The sequence below is a fragment of the Polaribacter sp. Z022 genome (genome assembly GCF_023555495.1).
Classification (GTDB): Bacteria; Bacteroidota; Bacteroidia; order Flavobacteriales; family Flavobacteriaceae; genus Polaribacter.
Genome location: NZ_JALCZO010000001.1, coordinates 337972 through 358375, shown reverse-complemented (window position 1 = coordinate 358375; position 20404 = coordinate 337972). Strand labels below are relative to the sequence as shown.

General features: G+C 28.4%; 16 protein-coding genes. 6 read left to right on the top strand and 10 right to left on the bottom strand.

Going from position 1 to position 20404, the window contains the following annotated elements; all coding sequences use genetic code 11:
• Nucleotides 1-16: 16 nt before the first annotated feature.
• Both MPF13_RS01560 and metG read right to left on the bottom strand, forming a co-directional pair.
• Nucleotides 17-2449, bottom strand: a complete 2433-nt coding sequence (locus MPF13_RS01560; RefSeq protein ID WP_249980556.1) for a hypothetical protein — start codon at nucleotides 2447-2449, stop codon at nucleotides 17-19.
• 175 nt (nucleotides 2450-2624) lie between these two features.
• Entirely contained in the window at nucleotides 2625-4700 is a 2076-nt protein-coding gene (metG, locus tag MPF13_RS01555) for a methionine--tRNA ligase (RefSeq protein WP_249980554.1), read from the bottom strand.
• A gap of 103 nt (nucleotides 4701-4803) precedes the next feature.
• On the opposite strand from metG, the gene MPF13_RS01550 reads away from it, so the two are divergent.
• Nucleotides 4804-5832 carry a S66 peptidase family protein gene (locus MPF13_RS01550; protein WP_249980552.1) on the top strand — a complete coding sequence of 343 codons (1029 nt, stop codon included), beginning with the start codon at nucleotides 4804-4806 and terminating at the stop codon, nucleotides 5830-5832.
• Here the strand turns inward: MPF13_RS01550 and MPF13_RS01545 are convergent.
• The 3 genes from MPF13_RS01545 to MPF13_RS01535 form a co-directional block, all read right to left on the bottom strand.
• Nucleotides 5822-6172 carry a hypothetical protein gene (locus tag MPF13_RS01545; protein ID WP_249980550.1) on the bottom strand — a complete coding sequence of 117 codons (351 nt, stop codon included), beginning with the start codon at nucleotides 6170-6172 and terminating at the stop codon, nucleotides 5822-5824. The two genes, MPF13_RS01550 and MPF13_RS01545, sit on opposite strands and share 11 nt — an antisense overlap.
• Before the next feature lie 44 nt (nucleotides 6173-6216).
• Complete coding sequence (locus tag MPF13_RS01540) at nucleotides 6217-9951, bottom strand: glycosyl hydrolase (RefSeq protein ID WP_249980548.1); 3735 nt, start codon at nucleotides 9949-9951, stop codon at nucleotides 6217-6219.
• Nucleotides 9952-10117: 166 nt separating this feature from the next.
• Nucleotides 10118-11014: a DUF1207 domain-containing protein gene (locus MPF13_RS01535; protein ID WP_249980546.1), complete on the bottom strand. Its 897-nt coding sequence runs from the start codon at nucleotides 11012-11014 to the stop codon at nucleotides 10118-10120.
• A 47-nt stretch (nucleotides 11015-11061) separates the two neighbouring features.
• Between MPF13_RS01535 and MPF13_RS01530 the strand changes: the two genes are divergently transcribed.
• Nucleotides 11062-11418: a YraN family protein gene (locus MPF13_RS01530; RefSeq protein WP_249980544.1), complete on the top strand. Its 357-nt coding sequence runs from the start codon at nucleotides 11062-11064 to the stop codon at nucleotides 11416-11418.
• Nucleotides 11419-11497: 79 nt separating this feature from the next.
• Entirely contained in the window at nucleotides 11498-12400 is a 903-nt protein-coding gene (locus MPF13_RS01525; RefSeq protein WP_249980542.1) for a DMT family transporter, read from the top strand.
• A 2-nt stretch (nucleotides 12401-12402) separates the two neighbouring features.
• Here the strand turns inward: MPF13_RS01525 and MPF13_RS01520 are convergent, their stop codons facing one another.
• The gene (locus MPF13_RS01520) at nucleotides 12403-13767 is read right to left on the bottom strand and encodes a TlpA family protein disulfide reductase (protein WP_249980541.1); all 1365 of its coding nucleotides are present in this window, start codon (nucleotides 13765-13767) and stop codon (nucleotides 12403-12405) included.
• Between the two features lie 104 nt (nucleotides 13768-13871).
• Between MPF13_RS01520 and MPF13_RS01515 the strand changes: the two genes are divergently transcribed.
• Nucleotides 13872-14666, top strand: a complete 795-nt coding sequence (locus MPF13_RS01515) for an SDR family oxidoreductase (RefSeq protein WP_249980539.1) — start codon at nucleotides 13872-13874, stop codon at nucleotides 14664-14666.
• On the opposite strand, the gene MPF13_RS01510 is transcribed toward MPF13_RS01515, so the two are convergent.
• Entirely contained in the window at nucleotides 14667-15023 is a 357-nt protein-coding gene (locus MPF13_RS01510) for a hypothetical protein (RefSeq protein ID WP_249980537.1), read from the bottom strand.
• 83 nt (nucleotides 15024-15106) lie between these two features.
• Here MPF13_RS01510 and MPF13_RS01505 point away from each other — a divergent pair, with 83 nt between their 5' ends.
• Together MPF13_RS01505 and MPF13_RS01500 are read left to right on the top strand one after the other, a co-directional pair.
• A complete protein-coding gene (locus MPF13_RS01505; RefSeq protein WP_249980536.1) occupies nucleotides 15107-15628 on the top strand; it encodes a CvpA family protein in 522 nt (173 codons plus the stop codon).
• A 38-nt stretch (nucleotides 15629-15666) separates the two neighbouring features.
• Nucleotides 15667-16065 (top strand): hypothetical protein, encoded by a 399-nt coding sequence (locus tag MPF13_RS01500; protein ID WP_249980534.1) that lies wholly within the window; start codon nucleotides 15667-15669, stop codon nucleotides 16063-16065.
• A gap of 53 nt (nucleotides 16066-16118) precedes the next feature.
• Here MPF13_RS01500 and MPF13_RS01495 read toward each other — a convergent pair whose 3' ends face one another.
• The 3 genes from MPF13_RS01495 to MPF13_RS01485 all read right to left on the bottom strand — a co-directional run bounded on the left by MPF13_RS01495 (nucleotide 16119) and on the right by MPF13_RS01485 (nucleotide 20333).
• A complete protein-coding gene (locus tag MPF13_RS01495; RefSeq protein ID WP_249980532.1) occupies nucleotides 16119-16748 on the bottom strand; it encodes a carbonic anhydrase family protein in 630 nt (209 codons plus the stop codon).
• Nucleotides 16749-16762: 14 nt separating this feature from the next.
• A complete protein-coding gene (locus tag MPF13_RS01490; protein ID WP_249980530.1) occupies nucleotides 16763-18625 on the bottom strand; it encodes a SulP family inorganic anion transporter in 1863 nt (620 codons plus the stop codon).
• Between the two features lie 112 nt (nucleotides 18626-18737).
• Complete coding sequence (locus MPF13_RS01485; RefSeq protein ID WP_249980528.1) at nucleotides 18738-20333, bottom strand: SulP family inorganic anion transporter; 1596 nt, start codon at nucleotides 20331-20333, stop codon at nucleotides 18738-18740.
• Between the last annotated feature and the right edge of the window lie 71 nt (nucleotides 20334-20404).

Below are 20404 nucleotides of genomic sequence, written 5' to 3'. Positions count from 1 at the left end.
TTTTTTATAATGATAGTTATATGTTTTTATTTGGCTTTACTGTAATTGTTTTTTCTTCAAAAATATAATCTCCATCTTCTGTTACACCTTCAATAAACAATTTTACGTCATTAGGTTGTTTGTTAATAAATTCAATATTTAGATTTCCATTTCTATTTATTTGATTTATAGGTAACCAGTCTATAACTCCGTAATTTTTATAAAATGAATTATTATAATTTTGATATTTAGGGACATAAAACCTTTTTGCTTTAGCAAATGTTATAGGAAATTTAAACTTACTTACAGAAGGAATATTTAAATCAAATTTTGAAGGATCTGTAATAATTCTAATAGTACCAATACCTCTATTAAAACCAGTAAAATGTTCTGTTATATTTATCTCTATGTAATCTACATCAAATAGAGAGTAATTAAATAACATTTGACTATCCATTATTTGTATATCATCAATAAATATAGCAGGTGAAGAAATTAAGGTACGTCCTGGGTTTTTTAGTCCAATATTTGGAGTATTTGCTACAATACTCACATTAAAAGTACTGGTAGTGAAGTAATCTCTAGCAAAGAGCCCAGATTTTCCATTTAGAAAGCGAGCCAATGTTAAATGTATTTTGTCTTTATTAACAAAATAAACATCGCCATGAGATTTATTTTTAATTTTTTCCATTCGCTTTTTTTCTAGATTTGTTTTAATTACAACTTCATCTAACATTTCTTTTTTGTTTAAACTTTGAAAATCATATACTTCAGATAAGTTTTCTGAAGCATAAAAATCTTGTTTAGGGTTTAGTCTTTCAATTATAGATGTACTAACAGGAATTTCGTTTGGGTAGAATTGTAGATAAGAACCAAGTGGTTTTAATTTTCCTTTTTTATCTACTCTAGAAATATATAAGCTTTCATTATCTAAAGGAAAATAATTATCTGAAGAAAATGAGTTTATTTTTTTATCAAAACTTATTACTTCAGGAGTTCTATTAGTTAAATTATGTATATAAAAAGTATTTGTTTTTTTAGAATTAGGAATATTTGCTTTTAATGATATCCCTTTTTCAAATAAATAAGGATGATTATTATCGTAATTAAATATTTCTTCCCAATTAAAACTACTCCACCCTTGTGTTAGTAATAAATTATCTAATTGATATTTTTTTTCTTTATTAATATTTGTAAAATAGTAACCACCATTTTCAATAACTCCCTTTATATAAGGCTGTACTAAAACTTGAGAAATGATATTTGAGTTTTTTTGATATGATTTTGTTCCTTTAGGTAGTATTGAAACACTTAGATTATTAAAACCTCTTCTTTTAGCGTCTTCAAAATTTAAAGTTGTACTTATTATAGAGTCGTTAATAATTCTTTTAGTTAAACCTTTACTTTTTATAACGTTTAACTTACTGTAGTTAAAAAACATTCTTTCTGCAATTGGTCTATTTTTTTCATCAAAAAGAGTAAAAATATTAACACCTCTTGATAAGTTTTTTAGAGGAACTTTATTTACAATATTTAATTTGTTATTAAAATTTATGTTTATAGTATTTAAAATATTACCATTATGAAAAGTAAGTTTGTATTTTTTTTCTTTAATTTTTGGCAACGTATTTTTATTAGTAACAACAGATATTAAAGCATTATTTTTATTTTCTGTAATTTTTAAAATTACTCCAGATAGTTTTATTTCTTCTGTTAAATTAATTTTTTTCTCTTTACCTTCATAATTTAATACAGCATAGTAACTTTTGTCTTTTTTAGGGATAAATGAAAACCTACCTATACCAAGTGGATTAAGAGTAAATGAAGTAATTTGATTGTTATTTGAATCGTAAATATTCCCTTCTAAATCTGCTACTCCATAACCTTTATTATCTTTAACAACAACACCCATTGTATTTATTACATTGTTTAATAAATGACCACTTTCTGGTAAAATTTGTACATCAATTTTAGTGTTTTTTAGTGTTTTTTGAGCAAACTTTGTAGTTTCTGGATCTATAACATTAAAAGTGTCTACAAAGTAATTGTTTTTAGAAAAATTGAGCATCCAATTTGTATACGCTTTAAAAGTATATGTTCCGCTTTTAAATTTAGAATCTATATTAAAAGAGCCGTTAGCAATACCATTTTCTACTTTTATAAGTTTCTTTTTAACCACTTTGTTGTTGACATCTGTTATAATACAATACAAGTTAGTGGTTAATGTAGTTAATTGTTTTTTTTGCTCATTAAAAGCATAAGAAGTAAAACCTAATGTTTCTCCTTTTATAAATTTAGACTTATTTATATGTGTATAAATAACTTCTTGAAAAGGTTTTGTGTAATTATCAAAGACTGAATCAATTTTTTTGTGTTGATATAGTTCTTGACTAATTAAACTGTTTTGTAAGAAAAGTAATAGTGTTATAAAAGAAATATTTTTTATAACTTTTTTGTAATTATTTAACATAGCTTTAAAATTTTATTTTGATAAAAATCTTCAAAAACAATGCCAATGTATTATATAAATGTATGAATTTTGTATTTTTATTGAAGAATATTAAATATTTTAATAAAATTTAACTAAATTAAATAAAAAAAGGCCCGTTATTTAGCGGGCCTTTTTTAGTTAATATTTATAATAGTTAACTCACTTGTTGTCCGTTTTTAACGTCTTTGGTTGGTTCTACAAAAGCAAGTTTACCATCTGGAGTATCAGTCATTAAAATCATTCCTTGGCTTTCTACTCCTCTAATTTTTCTTGGCGCTAAATTTACCAAAACAGAAACTTGCTGACCTATAATTTCTTCTGGAGAAAAGCTCTCAGCAATACCAGAAACTATGGTTCTTGTATCTATACCCACATCAACTTTTAATTTTAAAAGCTTCTTCGTTTTAGCAACTTTTTCTGCTTCTAAAATAGTACCAATTCTAATATCTAGTTTGGTGAAATCATCAAATTCAATCGTTTCTTTTTGAGGTTCTACAACTTTGTTTTCTTGTTCGTTTGCAAGCTTTGTAGCTTGTAATTTTTCTAACTGAATTTCAATGGTTTTATCTTCAATTTTAGAAAATAATAACTCAGCTTTATTTATTTGATGTTGCGCAGCAATTAAAACATCTTTTTCTGTAATATCTTCCCAAGAAAGAGATTTCTCAACCTCGTTCGAATTGACATTTAAATTTAAAATTCCTTTTAATTTAGTTGATGTAAAAGGTAAGAAAGGTTCAGAAACAACTGCTAAAGCTGCAGAAATTTGCAAAGCAACATACATAATTGTTTGTACACGTTCTGCATCTACTTTAATTACTTTCCATGGCTCTTCATCAGCTAAATACTTGTTTCCAAGTCTTGCTAAATTCATTAATTCTTGAGATGCTTCTCTAAAACGATATCTTTCAATTGATTTACCAATAATATTCGGAAACTCTTTTACAGCCGCTAAAACATCTTCATCAACTTCTGTAAAGTCATTTGGAGTTGGTATAATTCCTGAATAGTATTTGTTGGTTAAAACTACAACTCTATTAATAAAGTTACCAAAAATGGCAACCAATTCGCTATTATTTTTTGTCTGAAAATCTTTCCAAGTAAAATCGTTGTCTTTACTTTCTGGTGCGTTTGCAGTTAATGTATAACGTAAAACATCTTGCTGATTTGGAAATTCTTCTAAATACTCATGCAACCAAACTGCCCAATTTTTAGAAGTTGATAATTTATTTCCTTCTAAATTTAAAAATTCGTTTGCTGGTACATTTTCTGGTAAAATATAATCTCCATGCGCTTTTAACATTGCTGGAAAAATTATACAGTGAAAAACAATATTGTCTTTCCCTATAAAATGAACCATTTTAGTATCGTCTTTTTTCCAATAATCTTCCCAATTTTTTCCTTCTCTTGCTGCCCATTCTTTGGTAGAAGAAATATATCCAATAGGCGCATCAAACCAAACATACAATACTTTTCCTTCTGCTCCTTCTACAGGAACAGGAATTCCCCAATCTAAATCTCTAGTTACAGCTCTTGGTCTTAATCCATCTTCTACCCAACTTTTTACTTGTCCGTAAACATTAGGTTTCCAGTCGTTTTTATGACCTTCTAAAATCCATTCACGTAAAAAAGCTTCGTGTTTATCTAAAGGCAAAAACCAGTGTTTAGTTTCTTTTAAGCTTGGTGTATTTCCTGTAATTGAAGATTTTGGATTTATTAAATCTGTTGCATTATGGCTAGTTCCACAGTTTTCACACTGATCTCCATAACTTTCTTCAAATCCACATTTAGGGCAAGTACCAATTACAAACCTATCTGCTAAAAACTGATTTGCTTCAGCGTCATATAATTGCGCAGAAACTTCTTCTACAAACTCACCATCATTATACATTTTTGTAAAAAAATCAGAGGCAGTTTCATGATGAATTTTAGCTGAAGTTCTTGAGTAATTATCAAAAGAAATACCAAAATCCGCAAAAGATTGTTTGATAATTCCATGATATTTATCTATAATAACTTGAGGAGAAACTCCTTCTTTTTTAGCTCTCATTGGTATTGCAGCTCCATGTTCATCAGAACCAGAAATGTAAGCAACATCATTACCCGTTAAACGTAAATAACGTGCATAAATATCTGCTGGAACGTAAACACCTGCTAAATGACCAATATGAATAGGACCATTTGTATAAGGTAAAGCTGCTGTAATTGTATATCTTTTTGGAGCACTCATGAGTTTCTCGTATTTTTTTTGGACTGATTTTTGAAGTGCAAAAGTACAAAAAAGGGAGTTTTAAAAACCATTGAATTTTGATACATTTACAAAAACATGTTTTATGAGTACTAAGAAAATTTTTGGTTTACTATTTTTATCATTATTAATGATGAATTGTAAAGCTATTGGGCAAACTAAAGTAGATTCAATTAAAGTAAAAACAACTACATTAATTACACCTCCATATTTAATACCTGGAGATTCTATTGTTATTCTTGCTCCTGCAGGAATTTTAAAAAACAGACAAGAAACTATTAAAAAAGCGAAAGAGTTAGCTGAATCTTGGGGATTAAAAGTAAGATTAGGAAAACATATTTTTAATAAAAGTGGTCATTTTGCAGGCTCAGATATTGAAAGGGCTGCAGATTTTCAAGAAGCTTTAGATAACCCAAACATTAAAGCAATTTGGTCTGGACGTGGAGGTTATGGATCTGTAAGACTTTTAGATAATTTAGATTACACCAAGTTTTTAGAAAACCCAAAATGGGTTATTGGATATTCTGATATTACTGCTTTTCACAGTCATTTTCATAATTTAGGCATAGAAACTATGCATGCAATGATGGGCACAAGTGTAGATGATAAACCCGAAGAAATAATAGAAACTTTAGCAAGTTTTAAAAAAGCAATTTTTGGAGAGCTATTAAAATATAACATAGCTTCTTCTAAATATAATAGAACAGGTAAAGTAGAAGGACAAATTGTTGGAGGAAATCTTGCTTTATTAGCATCTATGTTAGGTTCTAAAAGTGAAACAAACACGAAAGGAAAAATTATTTTTATTGAAGAAATAGGAGAGTATAAATACTCTATTGATAGAATGTTACAAAGTTTAAAAAGAGCTGGTTATTTTGAAAATTGTGCAGGTGTAATTATTGGTGATATTTCTAAAATAAAAACAAATTCTACCAAATGGGGAAGTACTATAGAAGAATTGGTTTTAGATGTCATTAAAGAATACAATTTTCCTGTTTTGTTTGACTTTCCTGCTGGTCATGAAGCAGATAATAGAGCCTTAATTTTGGGGAGAAATGTAAAGTTGACAGTTAGCAGTAGCAGTAAACAGTCAAAAGTTGTTTTTAGAGAATAGTTTTGATTTCAAAGACTGTATTTTCTATTTCTTCTGAAATTTCAAGTAATCTTTTTGACATTATTTCTTCCATATTGCGATCATTATTCCAATGATCACCAACGATATAAGCAATAAGGTTAAAACCCTTAAAATTAGGCAGAGATAAATCGAGATTGATTGAGTTTACTTTTTCTTTTATCTCAGTATCAAGTTCAGACTTGGATAATATTTTTTTAAACTTCTCAATTTCTAACTTAAAAAGCTGCAACTCATTTTCTTTAACTGATTTATCATTAGAATGCCTTAAACATTCTGTTTTAAGAAACTCTAAATATTTAATGAGTGTTTCATTATCCATAAATTTAAATTTACTAATTTTTTAAATATTGGATAAATAAAAAATTACTCTTTTAAAATCTTCGTTGTAAAGCTTTGATTTTCTGAATATACTTTTAACAAATACAATCCACTAGATAAATCTTCAACAGTAATTTCTTTAAAGTTTTGTTTTATCACTTTTAGTTTTTTCCCTAATAACGAATAAATTTCAACTTTTTGAATTTCATTTTTATTAGACTGTATAACTAATCTGTTTTTTACTGGATTGGGATAAATACGAGTATCATCAATAGAAAAAACAGCTGTGTTTAAGGTGTTGGTTTGTTGTACATCATCAAAGTAAAAAGTTGAAGTATTAGAGCCGTTTCCAATTTTATCAATATCAAACATAAAAACTAGTTTGTCATAAGGGCTTGCTCCTAATTGAGAAAAATCCCAAAATAGTGTTTCCCAATTTCCAGAAACGGTTGTATTTGTTACTAAAGCAAATGCACTATTTCCATTTTGTTGCTCTAATTTTATTTGAATTTTAGTACCTATAGGTGCTTCTGTCCAAACTCTAAGTGTTATATATTTATTAGTACTAAAATTTAATGGATTTGTTAGATTTACATAAGAACCCGCCCAAGGTTGTCCACCATTTCTTACAATTTTAGCCAAATTTGTACTTGAGTTTCCATTGTTTTGAGGAGAAGTTACTGTTTCTACAGTTGCTGTTCCACCATCAAAATTATTAAAATCTGATGTGATTGGAAACGTTTCAAAATTAAAAGGTAAACTGTTTTCTTGTGCTACAGGACAACTTGGGCCATTTGAGGTAAATTCCATTTTACCAATATTAAATTCACCCTGATCTACTACCATTTTTAAAATATGAGTTCCTTGAGGAAGTTCTACATTAACAGTTTTCGAGTTCCAATTATTCCAACCACCTGTTGCATTAAAATGGATGTCATCACTTACTTTTTGACTATCAATTTCAAAATGAATTGGGCCACCTCCATTTGAGTTGCCAGAAGCATATCGCATTTTTAAAGCATAACAACCAGAAGATTGCACGTTAATAGTATATTCTAACCACTCATCAGCAGAAATCCAACCTACAGTAGCTCCTTCATTAGCTACAGTTATAGCATCTACATATTCTGTGGTTCTAAAATCACCTTCATTATTTACAGAAGCATCAAAATAGGAGATGTTTTGACCAACACCACCTTCAAACTCATCATAATGACCTGCTTCAATAATCCCTGGAATTGAGTGAACAATATTATTATATGGTTTTTGATCTCCAACTTGAATATTAATAACATTAGTATAATTAAAACCAGATGAAGTATAAATTTTAGCATACATACCATAAATACCAGCAGTTAGATTCGCAGCAGAATAATTGTATGGAGCAGCAGTATCTTCACCTAACAATACATCATTATTGTAAAATTCTACTTTTGAAATTCCGTTTGTAGATGTATTTAGAGTTAAGTTTATAGTTCCACCAATACTAGTTTGCGTTTTATCAGCTTCCATTATTCCAGAAATAGCATTTCCTCTATTAGTTGCCATTTGATTTGCTGGCACTGTAAGTTGAAATCCATCTGAATAGGTTACTATAATTTGATTGTCTGAATAATTATGAGCAACATAGGTTTTGGTACCATTATCAGAAAAAACAGCTGCAATAGGATAATCTGCAGTTATGGTTGCATCTATTCTACCTAAAGCTTTCATTGTGTGTAACCAATGATAAGTTTGCGCATCAGAAATTCCAAATTTTAGCGTTCTGTTTGGGCTCAAGTCATATAAATTAAGAGCTTCATCTGGTTCTAAAAAGGATAGGTATTTCCAGATCGTATCGTGCCATAAATTAGGATTGGTATCATTAGGGTTTAAAATTCCTGTATATTGTTTTAATTCGTCCCAAATAGTTTGTACATAATTGGTATTATGCCCTAAATATAATGAACCAGCATGCATAGGATACAATTCTATAACGTAAGAAGCTGTAATATCTGAGGTCCAAAAAGTACCATTATCGTAAGAATTTCCCCAAACACGAGAAACTAAACTATATTGTTGATTTGATTGAAAATTACGTTTGTACATATCAAACCAATATTCTTCAATAGCAGTTTGTTCTGTGGTATAAATGTAGATTCCTAAATCCCTAATTTCATCATTCTCTGTAATGGTTCCCCAGTGAATTAAAGACGATGCAAATTGCATGCTTTCTGACGTAGATTCTTGGTCATTTCCTTGAGGGAAAGTTGCAAAACCATTAGCCCAACTATGACCTGCATAAGGACTAAAATTTCTTAAAAAGGGAAAGGTGTCATCATTTCTATTTGGTGATCCTGCGTCTCTAATAAGTAAATTTATCATACCTCCCCATTGAGAAGCCCAACCAGGTTCAAATTGTTCTAAAAAAGCTGCTGCATGAATAAAATATCCCCAATGAAAATGATGGTCGTTAATATTATTATCTTGCCCATGACCAGCAGGATACCCCAACATTGTAGACCATGAATTATTGTAATAGAATAAAAATGCAACTTCTCCATTTTCATAGCTCAACCAATCTTCTAATCGTTCTTTAATCGTGGCTATTATTTTATCTCTTGCTGCTATATTTCCTTTCTGATTTGCAATTCTTGCGGTTTGAATCAATCTATTCATAACCTGACCTTCATTGTAAGAATCTGTCCATGTTGCTAAACCATCATTTTCTATAGATGCTATTTTAGCATTTAGTTCATGAGGTTTAAAAGAGTTACTATATTGAGATAAATTAGGTAATGTTGGTAAAATACCTCTAAAAGTATTTTCAACGATAAACCCATTACCATTTAAAGTTTTAATTTCTCCTCTTACATTTTGATAGCTATATCCTGAAGGATTAGCAGAAATAGGCGCTAAATTTGCCCATTGATGAGGTAATAAACCTAACAATACGTTAGTATTGCTTCCTTCTTTAACATCTGTGGTTACTGCAAATGTTGAGGTAACTTTTGATGTTGAAGCATTGTAAGACCAATTTGTAGTTGTTTCAGTAGGAAAAACATAAGCGTATTTTTTATATTCTTGAGCAACTGAATTAACATTGGTTGTAGACTGAGGCAACATTGCCATAGACCAATAATTTTTTCCGTTTAAAATCGATGAATAAATTGTTCCAGATTTAGACCAAGTACTTCCAGTTGGCGCATAAATAACAAAATCAGCTCCATTTACAGCGTTTTCAATCGTTATCATTTCATTAGAAATTGATACATTTCCAGATTTGATATTAATTTTAACGGTTGCATTTGTGTTTTTAGAAAAATAAAGAAACGGCATTCCAATACCAGAAGTAGCTTCCATTTCATTAGTTCCATCATTCCAATTCATTGTAACAGTCCAATCAGAAAAATTGGAAACTGTGGTTTTAGTTGTAGACAAGTTTTCTAAACCAATTTCAATAGGAGAAGAATCTCCAATTGGTCCCCAGGGAATATAAGTAACAATTAAACCATTATTTGTGGTTTTCATTGTCATAGGATAATTAAACAAATTATCTGCGTGATTAGATTTTATAAGAGTAGACCACCAATCATTAGTTGGTACAGGTTTTGTAGCTGCTTTTCCTGATGTTTGTGGAGTTCCAGAAGGGAAACCATTTCTTCCTGCTGAGTCTGCTCCTGGATAATTAGTTGTATAACTCCCACTTCCAACAGTTGTTTGAGAAGAGGTATTAAAAAAAGTAATTAATAATAAAAAAAAGAGTGTTTTTTTAAGAATTGATTTTGAATATAATTTCATAAAATTACTTTAAGAGTTGATTACTCTCAAATGTAACTGAATTAAACTCTGAAATTAAAAAAGTGTCCTATACAACAGCTACTCACAATATGTTGTTTATGTTAAAAAAATGAAGATAGCACAACATTAACAATACAATTAAAAAAACAATAGAATAGTTTTTGTTTTACAACTCCAAATTATAATAAAAAGCCAAAGACAACCAACTCGTTTTTACTCCGTTTTCTAATCTACTATAAGGCAAATAACCATTGTAATATTCCAATCGTAAACTATTGTTGTTTTTAAAAGCATATCCAATTCCGCCATTAAAATCGAAATTGTAATTATTGTTTTCTAAAAGACGAACATCATAACCAATAAAAAGTCTATTTAGAAAATCATTTTTAGTTTCAAAATTTTTAAAAACGCCACCCGTTTGAAAAGTTAATTTTTTTCGATTGCTATCAGTTCTAATAATATAAGATGCACCTGCATACAAACCTATTTTCTTTTTGTTATAAGCATATAAAACCTCTAAAGTTTCAAAGTTTGCAGGGTCTTCTGCCCAATAATCTGGATTTGTGGTTCTAGAAATATCATTTTTTAAAAGATAATCATCACCCAAATGAGAAGATCTGTGAAATAGGTTAATTCTTAAAAATTTGTTTTCACTTAACACAAAATCATTATGTACATAGATAAAATAATCTGTATTAAAAAGCGAATGTGTAATACCATTAAAACGATTAGAAGTTTCTTTTTTAAACACAAATTGATTGTCTATATGACCACTAATAGCCAATTGATAATTATTTTTAGCATAGATTTTTTTAAAAACATTGGCTTTTAAATTTACCAATACTTTATAAGAATTAAATTGGAATCCATTTGCATTTTTTGCAGTTATAGGGCTAGCTTTAAAAGCACTGCTATTATTTGTTGGACTAAATAATAAAAAAGGAAAACTCCTTTTTCCTTGACTTAAAAAAGGTTCAAAAGTGTTAGAATTGGTTTGTCCAAAACTTCTTAAAAATGAGAAAAAGAGTAGTAAAAAAAACAGTTGATTTTTTAAAAAATTCATTTCTTTAATTTTTAATAAAAGTAATTAATAATTTGTAATTTAATGCAATGGCACAACATAATGAGTTAGGAAAAAAAGGAGAACAAATTGCAATTGAATTTTTAATTGAAAAAGGGTATTCTATTCTCGAAAAAAACTATCGTTATTTAAAAGCTGAGGTAGATATTATTGCTCAAAAAGCTGATGTTTTAGCAGTTGTAGAAGTTAAAACACGTTCTACAGATTATTTTGGAAATCCAGAAGAATTTGTGAATCCTAAGAAAATTAAACTCTTAATTTCTGCAATAGATAATTATGTAGTTGAAAAAGATTTAGATGTAGAAGTTCGTTTTGATATTATTGCAATAATTCATAAAAAAGAAATTACAATAGAACATTTAAAAGATGCTTTTCTTCATTTTTAATAATTTTTTTCCTTGCTGAACATCGTAATTGCGAATTCTTATTTTTACTAATTGAAATCATAAAACCTACTTTGGCTTTATGAAAGCAAAAAAATTTTGGTTTGGTATTTTTTTAGGTGTTTTAGGAATTGTACTTTTTTCCTCTAAAGCAGTTATGGTAAAAATAGCTTATAAATACAATGTAGATGCTATTACTATGTTATTATTAAGAATGTTGTTTTCTTTTCCTTTTTATGTTGTTATTGCGTATTTGTATAGAAACAAAAAGCAAGAAATTGTTACTACAAAAAAAGATTATGCTTGGGTTGTAATATTTGGTTTTGTTGGGTATTATTTAGCAAGTTATTTTGATTTTGTTGGTTTAACATATATTAAAGCAAGTTTAGAACGCATAATTTTATTTGTATATCCAACCATAGTTATTATTTTAAATAGATTGTTTTTTAAACAAGCAATTACCAAAATTCAAACTACAGCAATTTTATTATCTTATTTAGGAATTGTAATTGCTTTTTCTGATGAAGTAGATATTTCTGGAAACAATGTTTATTTAGGAGGTTTTTTTATACTCTTAAGTGCAATTACATATGCATCTTATTTAGTTGGTAGTGGCTGGTTAATACCAAAGTTTGGAGTAGTAAAATTTACTGCTTATGCAATGTTGGTGTCTTGTTTTTGTGTATTTGTACACTTTAGTATTATTGGTCACACAGAATTATTTAATTTACCTTGGCAAGTTTATGGATTAGGTTTCTTAATAGCTTTTTTTGCTACAGTAATTCCTTCTTTTTTAGTAAGTGCTTCCATAAAAATAATTAGCTCATCAAATTTTGCAATAGTTGCAGGTATTGGTCCAATATCTACCATAGTTTTAGCTTCATTTTTTTTAAATGAGCAATTAACTTTATTACAGTTTTTTGGAGCAATATTGGTTATAATAGGTATTGTTATAACCTCTTTAAAAAAAGCCAAAGAAAAATAAAATTAAAGCTTTTCTAAGAATGCTTTAACATCTTTTAGTTGATCTGGTTTTGCAATAATTTTTTTGTCTTTATTTAGAACAAAATAACTAGGTGTAGAAACAATGTTATAGGTTCTTGCAGTTTTATTTTCCCATTTATTTAAGCCTAAAACATGATGCCAATTAGGTAAAGTTTTCTTGTAATTTTTCCATGCAAAATCATTTTGCTCAAGAGAAAAAGCAATTACTTTTACTTTTTTATTTTCTTTTAATAATTTATGAATTTGAGGAATTTCGCGAATACAGTGTGAGCAACCTGTACTCCAAAAAATTAATAAATAATTTTCTGCATCATTTAATTTAGAAAGTTCAAATGTTTTACCATTTTCTTTCCAAGAAAAATTAGGAGCTATTCTTCCTATTTCTGCAGCAAAAAGTTTTTGCTTTTCATCTTTAAACTTTTTGTTTTGTATGCTTTCTGGTAATTTATTGTAATGGTTATCAAATAAATAATCTATCAAATCTAAATTCATTGTTGTTTCAAACTGACTGATTAAAAACTCTATTACATCCTTTTTAAAAGGATTGTTTTTAATCTTAGACATTACTTTAATTATAGATTCTTTATAAAGTTTTTGTTGTGTATTTGGGTCTTCAGAATAATTAATATAAAAAACGTAATCTGTAATTCTATCAACCAAAAAAGAAGAGTTTAATAACGCTTTATTGTTAAAATCCATTCTATCAAAAAAAGTACTAACCATATTAGACATATACTTTTTAGGGTTGTCTATTATTTCTGAAGAACTATTTCTAAAAGATGCTTGTACAAAAGGTTTAACATACATGTTTTCTGCAGCTTTTAAATAGCTGATCTGAACATTGTTTACATTGGTGTATGCAGTTTTATATGGTGCTTTTAAATCTAAATCTGGGTTTTGTAAGGCCTTAACTTGTATAGAATCTAAAGTTTGTTGAGCTTTAGAAATAGCATCTAAATATTGTTTGTAAAAAATGTTTTCTTTAGATGCAGAAAAAGTAATAGATTGGTTAGGATAATCTGGATGAAAACCAAAGCTAACATCTTCTTTATTAAAAATAAAATCTACAAAACCAGCACCTTCTAATTTATAAGTTGCTCTATAAGAACCAATTTTTGTGTCTTTTGGCAAGGTAAAAGTAAAAGTACCTATTGCTTGTTTTTTTCCTAGATACTCAACAGAATCTATTTTAATTTTTGTGTTTTGAACAAATTTTTGTCTAGCACCTTCTATTTTATATAAAATAACCCAATCACTTTTTATTGTTGGTGTCATTGTTCCATTAATAGTATATTGTGCTTGTACTAATGAAGAAATAAAGAATATTAAAACGAGTATTTTTTTCATCTTATAAAAGTAGATTTTTGTTCTTGTTTAATTGTTTTCAAGAAGTGTACCAAAAATACTATTTCTAATGTAAATAAAGTATATTGTAATATAAAAACAAAGTAATGAGTATTAACAATAAAGTTGTTTGGATTACAGGTGCATCTTCTGGAATTGGAAAAGCCTTAGCTATTGAGTTTTCAAAAAAGAATGTAAATTTAATTTTATCTTCAAGAAAAAAAGAAAGTTTAGAGTTGGTAAAAGGTTTGTGTAAAAACCCATCATCAGTAAAAATAATTACTTTAGATTTAGAAGATTACAACAATTTGCAACCAAAGGTTGATGAAGCAATTACTTGTTTTAGTAAGGTAGATATTTTAGTGAATAATGGCGGAATTAGTCAGCGTTCTTTGGTTAAAGACACTAAAATTTCTGTTGATAAACGCATAATGGATATTAATTATTTAGGAACAGTTGCATTAACAAAAGCTATTTTGCCCCATTTTATTAAAAACAAAAACGGACAGTTTGTGGTAACAACAAGTATTGTTGGTAAAATAGGAACTCCTTTACGTTCTTCTTATGCTGCAAGTAAACACGCTTTGCATGGTTTTTTTGATAGCTTAAGAGCAGAACACCATAAAGATAACATTTCTGTTACGTTAGTTTGCCCTGGTTTTGTAAAGACAAATGTTTCTATAAATGCATTAACAGGAAATGGAACTCCACAAGAAAAAATGGATACTGCTACAGAAAACGGAATTGCACCAGAACATTTTGCAAAATTGATGCTAAAAGCAATTAACAGCAAAAAAGAGGAAGTTTATATAGCTGGAGCCAAAGAAAAGTTAGGAGTTTATGTAAAAAGATTTTTCCCTAAATTGTTATCTAAAATGATTAGAAAATTAAGCGTAACTTAATTATTTTAAATATGAAATACTTTCAAAATAAGTAACAATAGCTTCTTTCATTAAAACAGTTTGCTCTCCAGGTTTTAAATTTGGTAACTCTGTTAAAGTTTTATAATGTGGCCAACCATCATCATCAAAATAATCAAATTCATAATAACCATAAGGTTCTAAAAGCTTGCAAATAGCAATATGCATCAGGTTCATTTTTTCATCTTTTTTAAATGCTCTATGACCTTGCCCCAATTCTTGTACGCCTACTAAATAGATTACACCATCTATATTAAGCTCATCTCCATCTGCAAATTGATTGGTTAATTTATTGATTAACAAATCCCATTTTTCTTTTAAGGTTATTATTTTTGGCATATTACTTGTTTAGAAAAGTGTAAAGATACAACCGACATTTTTAAGTTTTGTAAAAAAGATGTAGGTTTGAAGAAAATAAATTAATGAATATTTTTGATATAATAATTGCTGCATTATTACTTTTTGGATTTGTTAAAGGAGTAATGAAAGGCTTATTTGTAGAGGTTGCCTCTTTAGTAGCTTTAGTTGGTGGAGTTTATGGAGCTATTCATTTTTCATATTTTGTTTCCGATTTTCTAAAAGAATATGTATCTTGGAAACCTGAATACATTTCTTTAGCATCTTTTGCCATTACTTTTGTAATAATTATTGTTATAATTGCCCTACTTGGAAAAGTGCTAACAAAGATTGCAGATTTTGCAGCTTTAGGAATTTTAAATAAGATTTTAGGAGGTGTGTTTGGTGCTTTAAAAATTGGATTAATTTTAAGTGTTGTTTTTATTTTTTTTGGAAAAATGAATGATACAATCCCTTTTATAGAAAAGGAAACCTTAGAAAAATCTATTTTATATAGCCCAGTAAAAAAAATAGCCCCCACAATTTTCCCCTCAATAATAAAAGAAGATAAACAGGAAAAAACCCTGTTAGATAATTTAGAAATTTAAGTGGCAATTTGTAAATTGCGAACGTTTTAAAAAAAAGGATGAGAAAATTTTATAAAATATTAATGTTATTTAGCATAACTATGTTAATGTCTTTCACTTCTTCAAAAGATTGTGGAATCTTAAGAGATAACATATTTACTTATAGAAACGCCAAGAAAGAAGTTGTAGTTGTTTTTAAAGGAGACGATTATATAGAATACCATAATGATCAAGAACATTTTATAAAGGCAGATATTTTGTGGTTAAGTGATTGTGAATATTATTTAATAATAAGAAAATCTACACTACCTAATTTTCCTTTTAAAATGGGAACTAAAACACATATAATTGTAAATAAAGTTAGAGGAAAAAAAGTGTATTACACTACAACTTTAGGAGGTAAATCTTGGGAAGGAAGGTTAACCAAAGCTAAAAAAGATAAATACAATTTTGATTAAATAAAAAAAACCAAGAATAAATTCTTGGTTTTTTTATTTATAAAAGTTTCTTTTTATAAAAGCTCAACTTTTCCTGTTTGTAAAGAGTAAACTCCACCAACTATTTCAATAGCTCCTTTACTTTCTAAATCTGCAAGAATTTGACTTTTTTCGCGAATTCTTTCAATAGTTAAACGTACATTTTGTTCTACTGTTTTAGCAACAAAATCTTTATTTGTAGAGTCTACATCATCTTCAAAATCTAAAGCAGCTACTTTAACAGCAGGTCCTATATTATCTAACATTGCAGTTATGTTTCCTAATTCTACACCATCACAAGCAGCTTTAACTGCACCACAACTTTCATGACCAAGAACTAAAACTAATTTACTTCCTGCTACTGCACAAGAATATTCTAAGCTTCCTAAAATATCTACATTTTCGAAATTTCCTGCAACTCTTGCTACAAAAATATCTCCAATAGTTTGGTCAAAAACTTGCTCTACAGGTACTCTTGAATCTATACAAGATAATACAACTGCTTTTGGAAATTGACCACCAACAGTGTCTTTTACTAATGCATTATAATCTGCAGCTTGTAAGTTATTATCTATAAATCTATTATTTCCTTCTATTAAATCTGATAAAACACTTTGAGGAGTTAAACCATTTTGTACTTCTTTATTAATTGCTATGTTTTTCATAATTTTAATATTTATTAATTTTTGTCTTTAATATTTTCTTTTACCCAATTTGTACATTCTTCAAATGTTTTAAAAATGTGTTTTTCTGGTATTAAATCTGGTATGATGTCTATTCTTTCCATCATATATCTAGGTTGATCTAATAAGTCAACAAATAAAACTTCAATATTTTTTGTTTTTAAATCTTGTAACACGTCTTCCATTGCATATAAACCAGACTGATCCATATATTGCATTTTTTCTAAACGTATTATAACAGTTTCTGCTGTTGCAGGAATTTGTAATGAAAGTGCTTGAAAATCGCTTGTATAACCAAAAAATAATGGTCCTTTAATATGCTTTATAAACACTTCTTCTGCTAAGTTTTTAGGAAAATTAGCTTCATCTGACCAAGCTTCTTCATTAAGAGATTTTACATCAGATCTTTTTGCAGTTAAATCTCCAATTTTTTTCATAAACATTAAAGAAGCTATTACCATACCAATACCAACAGCGTAAACTAAGTTCCAAAAAGTAGATAATACCAATACAATAAACATAATTAGTACTTCTGAACTTAATTTTATAGAACCAAATTTAACGTCTTTTGGTAAAATTGGAATTGCTTTTATTCCTTTATAATCCATTACTCCAATACCTACAGTAATTAAAATACCAGCTAAAACTGCTGCAGGAATTTTAGATGCAACAGGACCAAAACCTAACATTATTACTAATAGTAAAACAGCTGCAATCATACCAGATAGTTTGGTTTTACCACCAGCATTAATGTTTACTACTGTTCTAATTGTTGCTCCTGCTCCAGGAATACCGCCAAATAAAGCTGCAATACTATTACCAATACCTTGACCAATTAATTCTTTATTTGGTTTGTGTTTGGTTTTAGTCATATTATCTGCTACTACACTTGTTAAAAGAGAGTCTATTGCTCCTAATAAAGCTAAAGTTAAAGCAGAAAAAATATAAGGTGTAACATTACCTAAAGAAAAGTCAGTGAATATTTCCCATTTAATTTGTGGAATTCCACTTGGTATTTCTTGAATTGTTCTATAATCTAGTCCAAAAGCTACTGCAACACCAGAAACTACAATTAAAGCTACTAATGTGCTTGGTATTTTAGTGGTTATTCTTTTAAAACCATAAATAATAACAATTGTTGCTAGCGCTAATAAAAGCTCAAGCCAATTAATATTATTTACTGCTCTTGGAATTGCTTTTATAGCTCCCAAAGCTCCAGAGGTTTCTTTTCCGGCTAAAACTTGAGATTCTTTATGAATTTCTTCAGGTGTTATTAATTTTGCTTTAGAAATAGTTTGTTTAAAATCTTCTAAAACTAAAATACCTTCTCCAGCTTCTTCTTTTAAAATGTTTTCTAAAATAATTTCTTCTGCTTGTGGTTTAAATTTAGAAACAAATTCAACATCTTCTTTTGGATAATATCCTAAAGATGGTAAAATTTGAGTTAATAAAATTATAACACCAATTGCTGTCATAAAACCAGAAACTACAGGGTATGGAATGTATCTAATATATTTACCTAGACCTAAAATTCCTAATACAACTTGAAAAAGACCTGCTAATAAGAAAATGATTAAAATTGCAGGTAAAGCTTTAGCAACATCACCATCATTTGCAGCAATTATACCAGCAATTATTACCATACTTACAGCTGTCATTGGTGCTGTTGGTCCAGAAATTTGAGTACTGGTTCCACCAAAGAGTGCTGCAAAAAAACTTATAAAAATTGCTCCATAAAGACCTGCAGTTGGTCCTAAACCAGAAGACACCCCAAAAGCTAACGCTAAAGGTAGTGCAACTATACCAGCAGTTATACCACCAAAAATATCACCTTTAATATTTGAGAATATGTTTTTCATAATTAAATTTAAAAGATTAAAAAGCTAATTTACAAGTTAATACTTTTTTGTAGGAACTTGTTTTTTTAAAGTTAAAAAACAACTTTTTAATCTTTTAGATTTTTTTTAATATTTAGCTTAAACTTATATTTGATTTTGGTCTAAGTTTAAAAAATTCAATAAAACTTGGTGGGTTTTCTACAGTACCACGTTTTGAAATAAGTTTTATATCTATTTTTCTTTCTTTAGCCTTAATTTTAGAAAAGTCTTCTAAAATTTCGATAATATCATGATCTAAATACCTCGTTTTAGTTACATCAATTTCAAGGTATGAGTTTTTAGGCACTCTATCTAACTCTTTTAAGATAGCTCCTTTGTTAAAAAATGTAACTTCTTCGGCTAATGTCATTTTAATTTTTCCATCATCTACATCTTCACCTTCTTTATGTAAAAAGTGAGAGTTTTGGTAGCTTTTTAAAAGAATAACAACAATACCTACTAATAAACCTAAACTGATACCTACTAAAAGATCTGTAAAAACAATTCCTAATACTGTTACAAAAAACGGTAAAGATTGTTTCCATCCTAAACCAATCATCTGTTTAAATAAAGCTGGTTTAGCTAATTTGTATCCTACTACTAAAAGTATAGCTGCTAATACAGATAATGGAATTTTATTTAATAAATTAGGAATTAATATAACAGATACTAACAAAAATAAACCATGAATTATTGCTGATAATTTTGTTCTTCCTCCAGATTGAATATTAGCAGAACTTCTAACAATTACTTGCGTAATGGGCAACCCACCAATTAAACCAGAAATTACATTACCAACACCTTGAGCTAAAAGCTCTTTGTTTGTAGGTGTAACATTTTTATGAGGATCTAATTTGTCTGTAGCTTCTACACACAATAAAGTTTCTAAACTTGCTACCAAAGCAATTGTAAAGGCAACAACCCAAACTTCTACGTTAGTAATAGCACTAAAGTTAGGAAAACTAAATTGACCAATAAAAGAATCGAAACTATCTGGTACAGGAACGCTTACAAGATGAGAAGAATCTATACCAAATTTAGAGTCAGATGATGTTGAAATATAGTAAATAATACCAGCAGCAACAGCTACTAATGGACCTTGAATAATTTGAAATATTTTTCCTTTTTTAGATAAAACATTACTCCAAAGTAATAAAATACTCAATCCAATAATACCAATAATTGTAGATCCAATACTAATATTGTTTATAGAATTTAATATTTCAGAAAAAGTGTTTTCACCATCTATTTGAAAGAAAGCAAAATCTCCTTCTGGATCTGCATCATAACCAAAAAAGTGAGGTATTTGTTTTAAAATAATAATAATACCAATACCAGTTAACATACCTTTAATTACAGAAGATGGAAAATAATAACCAATAACCCCAGCTTTTAAGAAACCAAAAACTAATTGTATAACCCCACCTAAAACTACAGCAACTAAAAAGTTTTCATAACCACCTAAAGTACCAATTGCTGTTAATACTATTGCAGCTAAACCTGCTGCAGGACCACTTACTCCTATTTTTGAGCCACTTAATGACCCTACAATTACACCACCAATTATACCTGCAATTAATCCAGAAAATAATGGGGCACCACTTGCTAAAGCAATACCTAAACATAAAGGTAATGCTACGAAAAACACTACAATACTTGCAGGTAAGTCGTTTTTAATGTATTTAAACATATATATAAATTTTTACTCTACTTATTAAAATAGAGAGATTTTTAAATTGATTGATAAGAAAAATTGAATTT